This is a genomic window from Thermostilla marina, assembly GCF_054657455.1.
The window spans coordinates 220,196-237,003 of the sequence record NZ_BAAHYR010000001.1 but is presented as its reverse complement, the minus strand read 5'-3'; the positions used below and the strand labels follow the sequence as shown (position 1 = coordinate 237,003).

The 16,808-nt window shown below is 63.7% G+C and carries 12 protein-coding genes; all 12 read right to left on the bottom strand.

Annotation, left to right across the window (positions count from 1 at the left end; all coding sequences use genetic code 11):
• Nucleotides 1–219 precede the first annotated feature (219 nt).
• Nucleotides 220–1,956, bottom strand: coding sequence for a B12-binding domain-containing radical SAM protein (locus ACYQ2I_RS00860; protein WP_460165090.1), 1,737 nt, complete (start codon nt 1,954–1,956; stop codon nt 220–222).
• Nucleotides 1,953–5,966: a hypothetical protein gene (locus ACYQ2I_RS00855; RefSeq protein ID WP_460165089.1), complete on the bottom strand. Its 4,014-nt coding sequence runs from the start codon at nt 5,964–5,966 to the stop codon at nt 1,953–1,955. Before ACYQ2I_RS00855 ends, ACYQ2I_RS00860 begins: the two co-directional genes overlap by 4 nt.
• Nucleotides 5,967–6,008: 42 nt before the next feature.
• Nucleotides 6,009–6,443, bottom strand: coding sequence for an ExbD/TolR family protein (locus tag ACYQ2I_RS00850; RefSeq protein ID WP_460165088.1), 435 nt, complete (start codon nt 6,441–6,443; stop codon nt 6,009–6,011).
• A complete protein-coding gene (locus ACYQ2I_RS00845; RefSeq protein ID WP_460165087.1) occupies nt 6,434–7,444 on the bottom strand; it encodes a MotA/TolQ/ExbB proton channel family protein in 1,011 nt (336 codons plus the stop codon). The genes ACYQ2I_RS00850 and ACYQ2I_RS00845 overlap by 10 nt, the downstream gene beginning before the upstream one ends.
• Nucleotides 7,445–7,494: 50 nt before the next feature.
• A complete protein-coding gene (locus ACYQ2I_RS00840; RefSeq protein ID WP_460165086.1) occupies nt 7,495–10,635 on the bottom strand; it encodes a tetratricopeptide repeat protein in 3,141 nt (1,046 codons plus the stop codon).
• Between the two features lie 196 nt (nt 10,636–10,831).
• The gene (locus ACYQ2I_RS00835; protein ID WP_460165085.1) at nt 10,832–11,266 is read right to left on the bottom strand and encodes a hypothetical protein; all 435 of its coding nucleotides are present in this window, start codon (nt 11,264–11,266) and stop codon (nt 10,832–10,834) included.
• Between the two features lie 177 nt (nt 11,267–11,443).
• Nucleotides 11,444–12,883 (bottom strand): ankyrin repeat domain-containing protein, encoded by a 1,440-nt coding sequence (locus ACYQ2I_RS00830; protein WP_460165084.1) that lies wholly within the window; start codon nt 12,881–12,883, stop codon nt 11,444–11,446.
• 10 nt (nt 12,884–12,893) lie between these two features.
• Nucleotides 12,894–13,937 (bottom strand): aldo/keto reductase, encoded by a 1,044-nt coding sequence (locus tag ACYQ2I_RS00825; RefSeq protein ID WP_460165083.1) that lies wholly within the window; start codon nt 13,935–13,937, stop codon nt 12,894–12,896.
• A 170-nt stretch (nt 13,938–14,107) separates the two neighbouring features.
• Nucleotides 14,108–14,842, bottom strand: coding sequence for a DUF434 domain-containing protein (locus ACYQ2I_RS00820; protein WP_460165082.1), 735 nt, complete (start codon nt 14,840–14,842; stop codon nt 14,108–14,110).
• Nucleotides 14,843–14,885: 43 nt separating this feature from the next.
• The gene (locus ACYQ2I_RS00815; protein WP_460165081.1) at nt 14,886–15,680 is read right to left on the bottom strand and encodes a hypothetical protein; all 795 of its coding nucleotides are present in this window, start codon (nt 15,678–15,680) and stop codon (nt 14,886–14,888) included.
• Between the two features lie 67 nt (nt 15,681–15,747).
• Nucleotides 15,748–16,416, bottom strand: coding sequence for a YbhB/YbcL family Raf kinase inhibitor-like protein (locus ACYQ2I_RS00810; RefSeq protein ID WP_460165080.1), 669 nt, complete (start codon nt 16,414–16,416; stop codon nt 15,748–15,750).
• Nucleotides 16,417–16,484: 68 nt separating this feature from the next.
• Nucleotides 16,485–16,775 (bottom strand): hypothetical protein, encoded by a 291-nt coding sequence (locus tag ACYQ2I_RS00805; protein WP_460165079.1) that lies wholly within the window; start codon nt 16,773–16,775, stop codon nt 16,485–16,487.
• Between the last annotated feature and the right edge of the window lie 33 nt (nt 16,776–16,808).

The following is a 16,808-nucleotide window of genomic DNA, read 5'->3' as shown; positions in this document are numbered from 1 at the left end:
ATTCCTTGAAACACCACGGTTATTACTGCTTTGTGGTGAGTATTACGCAACGGCGTTTTCGAACCACTTTTTGTGCGGAATAAACGGAATAACGGTGACGTTTGTCACCCCCTGCGCGGAAGACTGAAACCCTACACCCTGCTCAAAGGGTGAAGGGCTGCCCCCGGCCGATCGGGACGAGGGAGAAAACACAAACACTGCGACGTGGGACGAATCGCTTCAACCGAAGACGCCGCCGGCAAAGCGTAGTTCCGTAGCGCGATCGACCAGCCATTCGGCTTGTGCGAGGAGGCGCTGCGCCTTGCGGGTTGTCGTACCACGACGTGCGGCTTGTTCACGCAGATATGCCAGTGCCGCGGCGCAGGCATCGGCCAAGGCATTGTTCCGAAGCGGCGGGTAGAGCGCCCAATGCAGATCGGCGGACGTCGTCTCGGCCAAGCCCGCGGCCAAGGGGTCCATCCATTCGGGATGTTCGCGTTCATAGTCGGCGAACGATCGCACGCGCGAAGAATCCCAGTCGCTGCGGAACTCCAAGCGACGCCGCGTTGCCGAATCGAACAACGGCAGCGTGAACGGGTTCGAGGCGATTCGCATGTTTCGGTATCGTCCCGCCGCCCGCACAAGAAGGTACAACGCGTCGAGGACCTCTTCGGCCGTGCTTTCGAAGTCGGTCAACAGGTGAAAGATCGTGTAATCACAGCCGCAGGTTTCGAGTGCATCGAGGACGTTTTCCAACTGCGAAGCGGTGTGCCGTTTTTGCCAGCGGGCGAGGAGTGCGGGATGAAAGGACTCGGCCCCGAGCTGGATCATCGGGTGTACCGTTTCCACGATTCGGCGAACGGCCGGATCGACACGGCCTCGCGCGTCGAGCAGGCTGCAAGGGTTCGTCTGCACGCTCACCCGGTAGCGCGCGGCGAGCTCGCTTTCGGCCCACAGTTCGAAAAACCGAATCGCGCGGCGTCGCGCGAGAAAGAAATCCTCGTCGTAGATCGCCGCCCAGGCGAGCAGGTCGTTTTGCCTTTTCGAGCCGCGACAGAATTCGAACAGGCGGTGGCGTTCGAGCTGTAACCGGCCTTCTTGGACGGCGCGATCGGCTGCGGCGATTTCGTCGATCAGTTGTTCGGCCGTCTTCGCGCGAACCTCGCGCCCGTGCAGATTCGCACAGAAGGCACACCGGCCGGGACAACCGCGCCCGCCGGTAAAAAAGAGACTGTCGAACGGCCGCCGAAAGCCGACGAGCAATCCGAAGTCGAGCCGATTGGCCTGCACCGTTTCGCGCGAAGCCACAGGACGCAGCACGTTCTGCAGGCACGCCCGCGACAGGGGCGGCACATCGTCGCGATCCGCCGATCGACGGTTCATGACCGGAACATCGAGGCTCGAACGACCATATCCGTCGCGGGGCAGCGTGTTGTGGTACACGCGTCCCCCGTACCGATAAGCCAACCCGGGAATCGCGGGTACGAGGTCGCGGGAGCCGGGACGCCGGGCGAACTCGAGGAACTGGGAGAAGGTCTCTTCGGCCTCGCCGGCGAACACGTAGTCGCACCCGACCGCTTCGAGAACCTCTGCGGGATGACTCGTGGCCGTCGGGCCGCCGACGACGATTTCCGCGTCGCTTCGTTTGCGGACGGCGGCTACCGCCCGCTCGAGCGCAGGAAGATATCCGGCCATCAACCGAAAACCGACCACGTGCGGCCGGAAGGTCGCCAGTTGCCGGCACATCTCGGGACCGAGGACGTCTTCGTCGGCAACGGGGGTGTTGCCGGTGAAGGGAGCGCCGGCGTCTTCGGGGTCGGGAAGCTGAACGATCCGCACCGTTGCGAGGTTCCGTCGAGCGATCCACGAGCCGACGTCCAATGTTCCGCTGGGCCAGCCCCAGGCGGCGAAGAGAACGCGAATTTCGGGGGCGACGGCTTGCTCGGTGCCGGCGCTTCGAGATGAGAACGCGCTCACGGTCGGGATTCTTCTTGCAGGGTATCGAACAGTTTCAGGTAGCGATAGTAAACTTCGAGCGTGAGCAATTGGAGCGAGGTCACGTACAAGCGTCCGGCGGCATCGGCCCACGGGTCTTCGACCGGTTGCCGCGGATCCCAACTCCCCGCCAAGGGCCCCTCGGTGATTTGCGTGTCGACCAAGAGGGGGCGCATGCGGCCGTTCCATTCCTCCCAGTATTCGCCCTGCATTTGGAACATCACCTGGGTGGCGTAATACCAGTAGTACACGTCGCGCAGCGGTTGCGAGGAAGACCCCATCGCGGGCAGGTTCGCCCGCAAGAACTCGGCACCGCGGCGCAGCGGTTCGTGATCCCGCTGCCAACCCAGGTAAATCCGCATCAAGAGACCTTCGGCGGTCATCGCGCGGTTGGGAACGCGGCCGTGGCGTTGGGCGTCGGTGTCGGCGGCGTAGGGATTGTAACGGTAGCGGGCGCCGTCTTCCGCCTGAGCGAGATCGAGCCAGTGCCCCACACGGCGGAAAGCAGCTTCGGGCACGTCGATGCCGGTCATCTGCGCGCTCTTGAGGGCCATCAATTGCCAGCCGGTCACCGAAGTATCGCTTTCACGGCGGGGCTGGTACCGCCATCCGCCCAGGTCGGGATGTTGTGCCGCGAGGATGTAGCCGATCGCCTTTTCGGCCGGCTCCCGCAGGGCGGGATCTTGCGACAACCCGTAGGCCTCGCATAAAGCGATCGTGGCGATCCCCTGGCCGTACATTCGCGTGAAGGGGTTGGCGTCGCTCGCACCGCGGAAGAGTTGTCCGTTGTCGCCCTGGTTTGCAAGCAGCCAGGCGAGCGCCCGTTTGACGGTGTCGGCGTGTTTCCCTTCCAAGTGCGTGTACCCGGCACCCAAGAACGCCAATAGAGCCGTTCCGGTTGCGGCCGTGTCGCCCTGCATGTTCCCGGTGTGGAACGTATCGGGATCGATGCCGGACTCCTCGGGAACGGCGTTCAGGCTCCAATGGCCGTCGGGGAACTGGATGCGGGCGAGGAAGTCGAGTCCGAGTTCGACGGCGCGTTCAGTTTCGGGACCGCCGCCCAGTTCGTTCGCCCGCGCGAGACGTTCGCTCGGCATGCGCTGCCGGTAGGCTTCCAACGGAACGGCCTTCGTCGAGAGGGCCAATCCGGGGAGTCCGGCGGCGCGACGGGTAATCATCGCGCGGCTGCGAAGCGGTGAAATGATGTCGCTTTCGCTTCGGGCGAGGCGACCGGTCAATCCCGGCGTCAAACCCGCCGGTCCGCTGATGCCTGCGATTCCCGTTTCGGCGGTGAGGGAGACCGTCAGGCCGCCTTCGCGACGTTGCGGGCCGATGTCCCGCGCACCGGGCGTTCGACCCGCACCCGAGGGGGCGCTTCCGCCGGATGTGGTCGCCCGCGCGCCGACGAGATCGGCCGAGGTGTCCATTCCCGGCAGCATACCCGGGATGCTACGTCGCCGGATCGGCCCGCCGCCGGTCGTTGCGGCGATCGGTTGTGCCGTACCTTCGCCCGTCAAACGGCGAGGCCCTGCTTGGACGCCGGCGAGCAACGACGGACCGGGTGATCCGCCGCCTTCACTTCCTGCGATCGGCACGTCGGGCGAGGTTGTGCGCGGTCCGGCAAGTGTCGCGGTCCCGTTTCCGTCGAGTGCACCCGTCGCGGCCGAACCCGATTCGCCGCCGGTTCCCGACGCTTCGCTCGCTCCGGGTTGCGTGACGGGTCGGGCCTGTGCGATCAAGCCCGGCAGATTGCCCGCGCCGACCGCACCGCGCCGCCGTGCGGTGCCGCCGGTTCCGCCGAGTGCGGCGACGGCCGCCGTCGCGTCGCCGATTTCTCCTGCGGCTCGATTCCCGATGCCGGTGCCGCCGTCGCCGAGGCTGCCGCCGATCGTGCCTAGGCCGACGACGTCGCCTTGTCCTTGGGGAGATCCCAAGGGGAGTGCAGGCAGATTGCCTCCGGCCGGTCCGGCGAGGGCCAAGGCCGAGGCGTTCGGACCTTGCGGTGCGTTGCCGGCGGCGCTGCCGTGATCGCTGCTGCCGCTTTCTTCTCCTTCGGCGGCGCCGCTACCCGATCCGGCGCCGACTCCGGTTCCCGATTCGGCGGCGGCGAGCAGTTCGGCGCCGGGGAGTCCCATCGAGGCTGCGGCGCGGCGTCTTCCGGACGATCCGATGCGCCCGATGCCCGCCAGAGACGCGGCGTCACCTTCGCCCGATTCCGCCCGCAGCGCCGTTCCGCTGCCGGAACCCGAAGCGGCCGGTCCCAAACCTGCGGCCAGGATGTTTCCCGCGCCGGTACCGCTTTCGCCGCTACCTGCGCCGCCGGAACCGCCGACGAGCGTTCCCGCCCCGACGCGTGCTTCCTCGCGGGCGACACCGCCGGATCGCGGTTCGTAGCGCGGCTGTGCACCCCGCAGGGCGCCCGTGCCGCGTCCGACCGGCTGGGTCATCGGAGCGGCGGCGGCGATCATGCCGGGGTTGGGGGCGGGCAGGCCGCGTCGCCCGGTCGGTTGGGTTGCTGCGCGAGCACCGGCGGCGCCGATCAGTTCGGCGCCCGGCTCACCGGTCGTGCGGCGCGTCATCGCCGGGGCGTTTCCGGCGAGTAGTCCGCTGAGGCTTTCCGCGCCGCTTTCCGTTCCCGCGCCTTCGGTATTGGGCAAACCGATCGATGCGCGGCGTTGGACGGCGACCTGAGAGGCCTCGAGCGCCCGCGTCGCGCCGCCGGCGTTCCCCGCTGCCGGCGGCAGATTGGACAATGCCGGGGAAGCTGCCGCGACGGTGCCTGCTGCGGCTTGACGCGAACCGGTCGCGATACCGCGACTCAAGGGGGCGGTCCCGCGATCTTCACCCGTCGTCCGCCGGGGGCCGACGGCCGCTTCGACGGCCGGTTGCGGCAGCCTTGGCGAGGCGGCCAGGGTTGCCGACGGCGCAGGCAACGTCTCACGTCGCTCGGGTGCGGCTTGGGCGGCGTCGACCGATCGTGCGGGTTGCGATCGTGAAGGCGTCACCGCGGCCATTTCGGCAGCAGTCGGCGCGTTGAGAGGCGTCGGCGCCGAGAGCTTGCGGGTAGGCGTCGGCGTCGTCGGCTGAACGGGCTCCGGTTCGCGCGGTGCAGGGCGCGCCAGTTCCGCACGTTGCGGCTGAAGTGCCGAGGGCGTCGTCTCGGTCAACTCGGGTTGAGGACGCAAACGCGGCACCGTCTCGCGGCGTTCGGCCTCGGCGCGGGGCGACAGTTCGCGGGCCGGGCGCGATCGAGTAACCGGCGTCTCGGGCGTCAATTGCGGTTCTTCAGGCTGCGGCAAGTGCTGCCAAACCTGGCGCTTGGGCGGATTGGTCGGCGTCTCGACGCGGCGCGGGGCGGAAAGCTCGGCACGCGGCAACACGGCGGGCACCGGTTCGGGGGCGGGCGTTCGCTCGGTCGCCTCGGGCTGCGGGACCGTCGGCGGTTGCTCGACCGCCTCGGGAGCGACTTCGTATCGCTGCGCGTCGGCCTCGGGAGTCGCCGTTTCGACCGGCTTCGCGAAGTCGGGAACGGCCTCGGGATTTTCGAGCGTTTCCGAAAAATACTCGGGCACGGTCAACGGCTCGTCCGTTTCGACGGCGGCGACTTGGTCGTCTTTCCACCGTTCGACCAGCTCGAGATATTGCTCGCGCAAGAACACGACCAACAACAGGTGAATGACCAGGCTGAGAATCACGCAGAACTGAACGCGACGCGCGGTCCGCGTGCGGAAGAAGGCCGTCGCCCAAAAGACCAAGGCCACCAACAACGCGACGATCGACAACCGGAACACTCCGTTGTGGAGAATTCGCGGATCGAAGAAGTCGTCGGTGGTGGCGTAGACGACCCCCGCGACCAACCCGGCCAACACGAGCACGGCCAGGTTGATCGGCCAGAGCTGTTCGTCGAAGTCGGCCAGGTTTACCGGCTCACTCCGGCGGATCACCTGCCGCTTGCGACTCTTTTCGGGATTTCGGGGGTTGGGAGACGACATGGCGTTTCGGTTCGATCGTCCGGCGCCCCGGACGGCGTTCGGTTACGGTCCGCCCTCGGTGGACGTCGGTTTTTGTGCGGCCAGCCGGTAATCGTCGATGTTCGCTTTTTTGCAAGCATTGATGGCGGCGACGACGGCCTGCAAGCGACAACGTTCGTCCGCCCGCAGAATCACCGACGTGTTGCCCGGGTTGCTCGCCCAGGCCTCACGGAAGACGGTCTCCAATTCGGCGAGCGAAAGCACCTTTCCCGATACGAAGTACCGGCCGTGTTCGTCGATGTTGACGAACAGTTCTCGCGGCTTGGCGATCAGCGGTTGGGCCTCGCTGGCGTCGGGCAGATTGACGGGCAGTTCGCGTTCTTCTTCGGCGAATTTGGTGGCCACCAAGAAGAAGATCAACAGCAGAAAGACGACGTCGATCAACGGCGTCATCGTCAGCGACTCGAGCGCCCTGCCTTTGCGGATCGTTACTGCCATTGCGCACCTCCCGATTTCGTCTCGGGCGGAGGCGGCGGGACGGGCACCGACCGCTTCGCGTCACGCGGCCGTTCGACCGGCGGTTCGACGGGCGGTTCCGGCGAGCCGGGAACGAGGCGCCCTTCGAATCGTTCCAACTGGGGTAAAAGACCCATGAGCGTTTCTTCCAATTCGCGGAACAAGGTTTGGATGCGTCCCTCGAAGAAGTGGGCCAGCACCGAGGCCGGGATGGCGACGCACAAGCCCGCGAACGTCGTCACCAGCGCCACGTAGATCCCCTGCCCCAACAGTTCGGCACGATTCGCGCCGGGGGGCAAGTGCGAGGTCACGAAGAACGCCTGGATCATCCCCTGCACCGTTCCGAGCAGGCCCAACAAGGGCGTGATCGCCGCGGCCAGGGTGAGGAACCGCACATTCGCGTACAGGCGGTCGGCCTCGCGTTCGCCGGCTTCTTTCATGGCGTGCTCGACCTCGGTCAACGGGCGCCCGACCTTCAGCAGCATCGCCTTGATCACGTTGGCGGCGGCCGAAGGATGTTCGCGACATAGGCGATACGCCGCCCGCGGATCGAAGCCCTTTTGCGATTCGCTCATTTCGCCCAGGGCGGTGATGAGGGCTGCGGGCACGACCTTGCGGCGTCGTAAGCCGAGCCAACGTTCCAGGCCGAAGACGACGGTGACGACCGACATCAAGGCGATCGGAATCATCAACGGCCCGCCCTGAAACGCCAGTTCGAGGACGTTGATCTTCGGTGCTTGGACGGGGCCGGGCGGTTCGTTCGACGGTTCGGCATCGGTCGATTGCGGCTCGTCGGCCAAGGCTTGTTCGGCCAGGGCCGCCGCCTGGTCGGGTGGAAGCGTCGCGGCGGAAGGCTCGGTCGCCGTGCCCGGCGCTTGGGCAACACCGGTGTTGCCGAACCCGACGATCAACACGGCCGCGGCGCAAAACGCCCGAAGAATGCCCGGAAGGAAGTGCTTTCTACCGACGGATGACTCGGGCATGATACACCTCACTTGCGGTTCGGCTCGAATCGAAGGCCGACATCCGCCCGTCAACCTCCCAACGCTTCGAGCTTCGCCTTCGCGTCGTTCACTTTGTTGCTTTGCGGGTACTTTTCGATTAGTTCACGGTACAGCTTGGCCGCTTGTTGGGGCTTTTTCAGCAGCTCGAAGCAACGCGCGGCCTCGAAGGTGGCATCGGCCTGCCATTGCGGAGCGACGTAGCCGTAGGCCACTTTGAAGAAGCTCTTGACGGCTTCGGCGTAGTCTTTGCGGGCGAATTGCAACTCGCCGATCATGAACTGCGCGCGGGCGCCGGTTTCGTCGTCGGCCGCTTGAATCACGCGAGCGTACAAGGCCTCGGCCTCGTTCGTCTTGCCCAGGTTTTGATAGGCGAAGCCGAGTTCATAGAGGACTTCAGGAAGCTCGGGCGCCTGCGGAAAACGCTTTTCGCACTCGCTCAGCAGAGAAACCGCGGTTTGCCAGTCGCCGGTGCGTCCGGCCGCCTGACCGGCGTGCAGTAACCGCAGGATTTCGAAGTTCTCGTCGGTCAGGGGCGGCAGGTTGCGGTAGATCGCCGATGCTTCGGCGAACTTGCCGAGCTTGAACAGGCTTTCGGCCTCCATGAAGGCGCCGTCGACGGCCAACGGTCCCTTCGGATAGGTCGCCCGCTGGTAGGCGAACGTTTGTTGCGCCTTGTCGAACTGTTCGGCCTTGAAGTAAGCCCAACCGAGTCGATGGGATGCCTTCTCACCCAAGTCGGCATCCTTCGCTTGTTTCATGGCCGTGTAGTACTCGACGGCCGCTTTGCCGTAGTCGCCCTGCGCGTACAACGCTTCGCCCAGGTGATAATGAGCTTCGGCCGCGTGCGTACTTTGGGGGTGGTCGGCGGCCAGGCGGCGGAAGGTGTCGACCGCCTGCTTGTCTTGACCGGCCAACTTGTACGCCCAGGCGAGCTGGTATAGGACTTCGTCGGTGTTCGCTTCGTCACCGGGGTTTTCAAGGAGCGCCGTCAACGCCGCGACGGCCTGCGTGTAGTCTTTTTGGCCGATCAAGGCCAGCGCAAAGGCGTAGCGGGCGCTTGCCTGTTCTTGGGGCGTAAGCTCGCCGGAAAGGGCCTTTTGCAGGTCGTCGATCGCACCGGCATAGTCCTTGCGTTTTTGACGGGCGATTCCACGAACGAGACGGGCCTTGTCGGCAAGCGGCGTGTTCCCGTACTGTTCGAGGAACTCGGCCAACAGCGTTTCGGCTTCGTCGGTCTTGTCGTCGTTGAGTAACAAGCACGCCAATTGGTAGGCCGCTTGCGGACGTAAGGGACTGTCCGGGAGGTCGCGGATCAACTGCCGATAAGCGGCCTCGGCAGCGGCCGTGTCGCCTGCGGCATAAGCGTATTCCGCCAGTCGCAGCAGGGCCTGGTCTTTGAGCGGACTTTGCGGGAAGTCGGCGAGCAATCGGCGGACGGTTTGGGCCGCCTTTGCCGGATCGTTCTGCTGCTTGTAAACGGCGGCGGCCAAGAGCAACGCTCGATCGGCGTGCGGACCCTTGGGCTGGACCGTCGTCGATGCTTCCAGGGCCTTGGCGGCTTCGGCGAGATTGCCCAGTTCGAGTTGTGCCGCGCCGATCAACAGTTGCATTTCGGCCTTGCGGGTCGGATCGGTCGTCTTCTCGACCAGCGGCGTCAACAGAGTGACGACCTCTTGGTGTTTGCCCGCCAGGCTCAGGGCGGTCGCCAGCCGCGTGTGCCACAATAGAACGTCGGCATGCGTGCCGTAGTCTTGGATCAATTGAGAATATCGCCGCGCGGCTTCGTCGTAGTTTTTGTCCAACAGCAGGCACTCGGCCTCGATGTGGAGCACGTCGGGTAACAGGGCGTGTTTCGGAAACCGTTTCAGGAAGTCGGCTGCGTAGCTGCGCGCGTTTTTCACGTCGCCCGATTCCAACGCGGCATAGGCGGCCGCGTACAATGCCTCGCCTGCCGCGTCGTCGTCGCCGAAGGCCGTCGCCGCTTCGAGATAGACCGCCGGTGCCTGCGAGCGGGTTTTCGCATCGGCGTAGAGGACGTCGCCGCGATCGAGCAAGAGGCGGGCCTTCCATTCGCCGGATGCATCGCGCAAGGCCTGTTCGATTTCTTTCAGTGCGGCGGCGGTTTCACCTTTCTTGAGCAGACAGCGGGCGATCCAGTGGGCGCATTCGGACTGTTGGGCAGGCAGCGACGCCGCCCGTCGTAACAAGGCGATCGCCTTGTCGTATTCGCCTGCCAGGTAGTAGCAGCGACCTGCCGCCAAGGCGGCCTTCTGGCCGATTTCACCTCCGGCCGACACGCTTGCCGCGTACATCGCCGCGGCTTCGGCGTAGCGTTTCAACTGCAACAGGCAGTCGGCCTGGCGAATGCGGGCATCGACGGCGCCGGCGTTTTGCGGATCGGCGGCCACATCGGCGAAGGCGTCGGCGGCCTCGGCGTACTTGCCCGCCGCGAAGAGAACCTCGCCCTGGCGCAACGCCACTTCGGCGCGGAGCGGATGATCGTCGTAGTTCGCCAAGAACTGCGCGTAGAGTTTTTGCGCCTCGGCCGGTTGGTTTCGCTCTTCTTCACACACTCCCAGCGCGTAAAGGACCTCGGGCGCGAGAACGTCGTCGGGATAGCGGGCGAGGAAGTCGCGGTACGCGGCCGCGGCTTCGTCCTTGCGGCCGGCCATGTACAGACTTTCGGCCCGGTAGAATACCGCCTGCGCGCTCAGTTTGCTTTGCGGATAGGTTTTGAGAAACTCGGTAAAGATGTCGGCACACTGGGCAAACTTCTTCGCATCCTCGGCCGCGCGTGCCGATTCGTAGAGCGTGATGCCGTAGTACAAAAGCGACGGTTCCCGCAACTCGGGCTTCAGGTTCGGAAAGTCCTTCGCCGCACGACGGAAGGCTTCGGCGGCGCGGTCGAACTGCTTTTGCTGGTAGCGGCACACGCCCAGATAGTAATTGGCGGGACCGGCGCGCTCGTCGTCGGGGAATGCCTTGAGAAAGCCTTCCCAGGCTTCGGCGGCCAGGTCGTACGAACCGACGTTTTGCAACTGGACGGCGGCGTTGTATTGCCGAACCGCTTCGGCTTCTTCGCCAAATGCCGACGAAGGCAGGACCAGCCACACGACGGCGCACACGACAAACGCCGTCCGACGCAAGAGGGCGCAGGCGGGAATGCTCATGAGTGAAGACCTCTTCCTGGCGTTCCGGCGACGCCGCAAGCCGCGACCGATCATCCGGGCACCGCGCGGCGCAAGCGGCTTGGGGGCATCGACCGTTATCATACAATACGGAAGGGGAACCGACCAAACTATTTTTCGTCGCGGACGGGAGAAATGCAATTTTCGCCGCGTGCCGGTTCCCCAGCGCGCCCGCCGGTCATATGCGCAAAGCATAGAGAATCAGCGACAGAACCCAGCATATTCCGCAGACGATTGCCGTGGCAATTCGGGCGCGGTTGGAAATCTTGCGAAACCGGGCCGCGCGGTCGGGAGTTCCGCCCGGCAAGAGCTCGTTGACGACGATCGACGTTCCTTGCAACAGTGTTTCGACACAGAACAAAAGCCCGACGGCGATCCCGCTGGCCCCGAGCACCGCCGCCGATTTGCCGCGGAAATGAATCTTGTTTTGGTTGTGAGGCCACGGCATGCGATAAGGTCGCACATCGGTACGCTCGGTCCGAATGATGTCGGCACCGACCCACATCATCCCCACGCCCAGCGAAAAGAACACCAGCAGAAAAGGCACACCGAGGACCAAGAACAATACGATCTTGAGGGGACGTCGGTTGTTCGGTTCGGGCGGTCGGTTCATACAGGCGTCCCCCGCGGAAAGGAAGATGCCGCGCAATAGCGCCGAAGATCGGTCACGGTCGACCCGAAACGATTGGAACGTCTCGCGACCGTGCGATCAAGTCTTTCGCGACGATTTGCATGATCGCCGCCGTGTGAAGCGGACGAGGGGCTTCACAAACGGGCGCAGGGGCACCGGTTACTTGGGCGTCCGTTCGCAGTGGGGATAGCGGTAATCTCCCTGACCCGTCGATACCTGAACCGTGGAACCGTCTTCCAAGAAGTACATGTACAGCGAAGGGCTGGCGTGGTAAACGATCGCCTTTCCGTCGGGCGTCCAGCGCGGATAGGCGAACCAGCGGCGGGCGCCCTCGGCGTTGGCAAACGGCTCGGCATTGGTGATCGTCCGTTCGACGGGATTGAAATCGGCCACGTACAGCGTGCGACCGATCATATCGTGCTTGAAGCCCTTTTGATATTCGAAGCACACTTTCGTTTCGTCGGGCGAGATGCTTACCCGATCGAGAATGCCGCGGGTCGCAAGATCACAGGCGATCCGCTCGAACGTCGGTTCACCGTTCGGATTCGGCGTCATCAGGTAGTATCCCCATCCGAGCGTCGGATGGGCCGACTGCACGAGGATGCGACCGTCTTTCAAGCACGAATACGCCCACGTGTGATAGCGCATGTCGGTCAGCGGACGTTCTTCGCCCGGCTTGCCGTCGGCGTCGTTCGTCATCACGTAGAAGCTGACGCGGTCCGGATGCCGCCGATTCCAAATCGGCGTGTTCGTGCCGTCGCGCGTCCAGGTCGGGTTGAAATCGGTGTGTTTGCCGTCACTGATGGGATGCAATCCCGAGCCGTCGATTTTGACGATGTGAATTTGCGTGACCCAGTTGGTCACCTTCGGATCGTTCTTCAATCGCCGAAAGAACACGAGCCGGTCGTCTTTCGACCACGACGGCTTGAAGTCCCAGTGGCCGGTGGTGATCGGTTTTTCTTCCGGCGTGCCGAATTCGTTCACGTAGATTTCGCCGTTGAGGAAGTAGGCCCCGCGATAACCGACGGGCCGAATCGGGATGCGGCCCGGTTTGGCTCCGCGCCGCCGTAATAAAGCGGCGACTGCCGGACGGGCCTTGCGCACGGCATCGAAATCGATGTTCACCCCGAGCGCCGTCGAAAGGGTCTTGTACACGCCTGCCAATCGGTCGCTCCAGGGGCCGGCCACGGTATCGAGCGGTGTTTCGGATCGGGCGTTGCGGCGATTGATGTCGGCGCCGTGGTCGAGCAACAGGGTGACGATATCGGCACGGCAGAAGAAGGCGGCGGCGTGCAGCGGTGTGGAACCATCGCCCGACGGCAAGTTCGGATCGGCGCCCCGCTCGAGCAACAGCGTGACCGCTTCGGTGTGTCCGTGGAGAGCGGCCGTCATCAACGGTGTGATGCCCGATTCCGGCTGCTTCACGTCGAGATCGCCGCCGGAGGCCAGGTACGCGCGGATGGCGGCGAGGTCGCCTGCGGTGGCCGCCGCAAAAATATCGACTTGCGCGGCAGACTCGGCGGCCGCAACAACCCCGACAAGGGTAACCGCGGCAACCAGGCCGCCCGCCAATCCGATGGATCGAAGATCACGCCGCATCGCAAGACTCCTACGGTTCGATTTTCATGTTCTTGATGACGTCGTTTTCAAACGCGCGGGCACAGAATTCGGCCAGCAGGCCACGATCGTCTTCGGTGTAGCGGAGATCACCGGAGACGACCGCGATGTTCGCATCGACGTCGGCCTTCGTCCGCATCCCGATCAGCACGATGTCGACACGCGGATCGTTCAACACGTAGCGGATCGCGGCGCCCGGCAAGCGGTTCAACCGATCGCGATCCCAATCGGAAGCCAGGTAGGGGGCCCACGGCCCGAACACACCGGCCGCCATGACCTTCATCGCGGCAATTCCCATCCCCTTGCGATGCGCTTTCGCAACACACGCATTGCGCCATGTGATCATGCGCTGTGAGAGCAGCTTGTCGTGGCCGCGTGCGAGGTAGCCGTACGACAGCAGGCAGTGATCGAACCCGCCGGCATCGATCAAAGCGGCCGCCTTGTCGAAGTAGCCGTGCGCCGAGAATCCGACCGAGCGGGTGATGCCTTCGTCGCGCAACTTGAACAACGCATCACGCACGGCAAACGCCTGGGCGACGGTCATCTGTTCGAGGCCCGGCGTGCCGTGCAAGAGCAAGCCGTCGAGATAGTCGGTTTGCAACTGAGCCAGCGACGATTCGACGGCCGCTTGAACCTTCGCCGGATCGGCCGTTTCGACTTTGGTGACCAGGTAGACCTCGTTGCGGACGTCACGAAGCGCCTCGCCCAGGATCGCCTGGCTTTCGCCGTAATTGCCCGCCGTGTCGAAATAGCGGATGCCGTGTTCGAAGGCGTAGCGGACGAGCTCCACCCGCTGCGCGATCGAAAGAGGGCTTCCCCAGCGTGTGACCAACGCCGCACCGCCGAATCCCAAGATCGGCAGGGAGGGGCCATGCTTGCCGAAAGGCCGTGAGGGTATTTCGGAGTGCGAGGGTGCGCCGTAGCTTTTGTGCGGCAGCGTCGTCGCGCCGTAGGCCAATCCGCCGGCGAGGCTCCATTGCAAGAATCGACGACGGCTGCTCGTTCGAGAATGCGATTGGGTAAGGTCTGAAGGCATGGTCGAACCGGTGGGTACGAACGAACACGGCTGCGTCCATAAAAAGACAACAACCCCGTTGCCCGGTACACGTCGAAGGATCTCACGGTTACCGGAATCTCCGTCGGGGGATATGCCGCTTACCGATCAGGGTGGTTCTTTGTCCGGTCGGAAACGTTCCGCTGCGTGATTCACCGGTCGGAATTGCACGTCGAAAAGAAATCGACGATCCAGGCTCCGGGAAGGCTTTCGGCGATTCGACGAGCAAGGTTCAACCAACGTACCGGGAAATCGAGAATGCCGCCGTCGGCGGTGACGATCGCATGGTGCGAAGCACGCAGAATGCGGTCCGGACTGTCTTCCAGTCGGATGTCCCACGGTTGCGCGGTGTCGCTGGCCAGCCGGCGCATCAACGCGGCGAGGCGTCCGCTGTTCGATACGGGGCGATCGAGCAGCCAGACGACTCGATCCGGTTGCAATTTGCCGAGATGATCGGCGATGCACCGGAGGGCCGGTTCTGTTTCGGCCACTTTGCGATACGACCCGTGAACGGAAGCCAGGTCGCGCAATGCGCCGTCGCGTCCGACGAGCAACACACCGCCGGCCAACGCCGCTTCGATCGTCGTGAGCAGGTTGTAGCCGTCGATCCACAGTTCGCGGCCGGCGAGCGATTCCGGATCGAGCATCCGTCCGGTGCGATCGGCGACGGCCTCGCGCGAACAGCATGCGCGGGCGAGGGCCGTGCGTTGTCTTGCCCGCAGCGAATAGCGATCGCCGACCAACTTGAGGGCGGAAGGTTCGGCGTAGCCGCGATCGAGCAGGTAACAGAAATCGACGGCCGCCGACCGCAGTCGAGGAATCGCCTCGGCGGTAAACAACGTCGCATCTTCAGGATGCGGTCCGCGATGACGGCGGCGATCGGGCACGATACGCCAATCTGTCTTGTTGCAGCTGTCGGTAACCTTCAGATCACGAAAATACGTCCTGAATCTGATCTGCGGTTACGGGGTCCGCGTGCGCCTGGATCTTGAGAAAATCACAAATAGCCTTGGGATCACCATCGCGTCTCTCAGACTCCACGACCTCTTCCCATGTTTCAAAGTCTCGAGGATCCTCTGCGACGATAAAACCGATGCCGTGTCGTCGAGCTTCGAGAGAAACGATTTCAAGAATGTCGTTAATAGTTTCCCGCATGCAGGACGGAACATGCACGATAAGGTATGCGTGATTGCCCAGTCGCCGATGTGCAAGCGCTTCATAGATTGCCGTTAGGTCAAAATTATTTACCTGTTTGATTTCGAAAGTGATCACATCGTACACCACTAACGGGTAATACGGATATTTTCGGCGAGCCACCATGGTGATATCTGGTCGCGACCAACGGCCTCCGGTTTCCCTTCGCCCCTGCGATGCGGTAATCCAGGTGTAGCAGGTTTTGATTCCCTTATCTCGCGCCCACTCGTTGGCGATAACGTTTTTCATGGGCTCGTAAAGTAAACGCTCTTCGGGAATCACTGGACTACTATCAGGCTCGTCTTCCTCTTGTTCGTCCAGGACCACCAGCCGAACACTACCACCTCGGCCTCTTCCACGTTCAATAATGCCACGATCGAGCAATCGTTCTCGCACACGCCAATACATTTCATCAGTCCAGCCTCGTGCAGCCAACCTGCGCCGTATTTCGGTGTTACCGATAGGAGAGCCGTCTTTCGGGATATACCGAAGCAATTGCTCTTCGAGGCTATGTCCGAGATCTTCGCTCATCTCGCCCGCACCATGAGGCTGTCGACCAAAGAAATACTTGCCGCACGCGCTACAAAGGGAATCCTGGTTACTTTCGCTCGTACACGCCCACGAGTTGCCCTTGGGCCAGGATGTGCCCCTGCATGTCTTTCAGCAGGGTGGCCTTGTCGGCGCCGGGTTCGGTGACGAGCTTCACATCCAGCGCGTAGATGCGGAAGAAGTAGCGGTGAGGACCGTGCCCCGGCGGCGGCATCGGTCCGCGATAGCCGATCGTCCGACCGCTGGGCCACGAATTGCGCCCCTGCACCGCCCCGGGCGGATCGTTCAACCGCAACGACGGCGGGACGCCTTCCGGCAGGGCGGTCAAGTCGGGCGGCAACTTGTAGATCACCCAGTGCACCCACGGTTCCTTCGAAGGTGCGTCGGGATCGTCGCAGATGATCGCGAGTTCCTTCGTTCCTTCGGGTACGTTCGACCACGACAGGGGCGGCGAGACGTCTTCGCCTTCGCCGGTGTACTTCGTGGGGATCGGTTGCCCGTCCTCGAATGCCGAACTGGTCAGTCGGATCGACATTGGTATCGCTCCCGATGAGCCGGTCACGGAATCGGCCGCGTGTTCCGTCGCCGTCGAATCGGGTACCGCCGAGGTCGTTCCCGGCGATTGTGACCCGACGTTCGACGAAGGTGCCGGACATCCCGTCGCCGACACGAGCACGGCCGTCAACATCGACACCACGAGTAAACGCGCCACACGCATCGCAATCACCCCGCCGATTCGCCGTCACCGTCCGCCGTTTGCGATCGGCCGCCGTGCTTGCCGTTACGTCACTCGGCGTTCTCTTCGGCCGGTTGTTCCGCCGACTCATCCGCCGAAGGTGCGGCAGGTGTTTCGGTCGATTCGTCGGCTGCCTCGGCGGCAGCGGCTTCGTCGGCATCGTGTTCGGTGGCGACACTGTCGTTCTTTTCGCTTTCGCCGGCGCAGCACGGCGGCGTGCCGCCGACCACCGAGACACCGGTCGTTCCGGCGTTGCCGGTTCCCGCGGCAGGCTCACAACCGATCGCACAGAAGCCGATTCCGAACACCATCAACACAAACAAGGCAACGACACGTCGCATGTAAGGATCTCCAAAAAATGGGCCAAGGGTCAA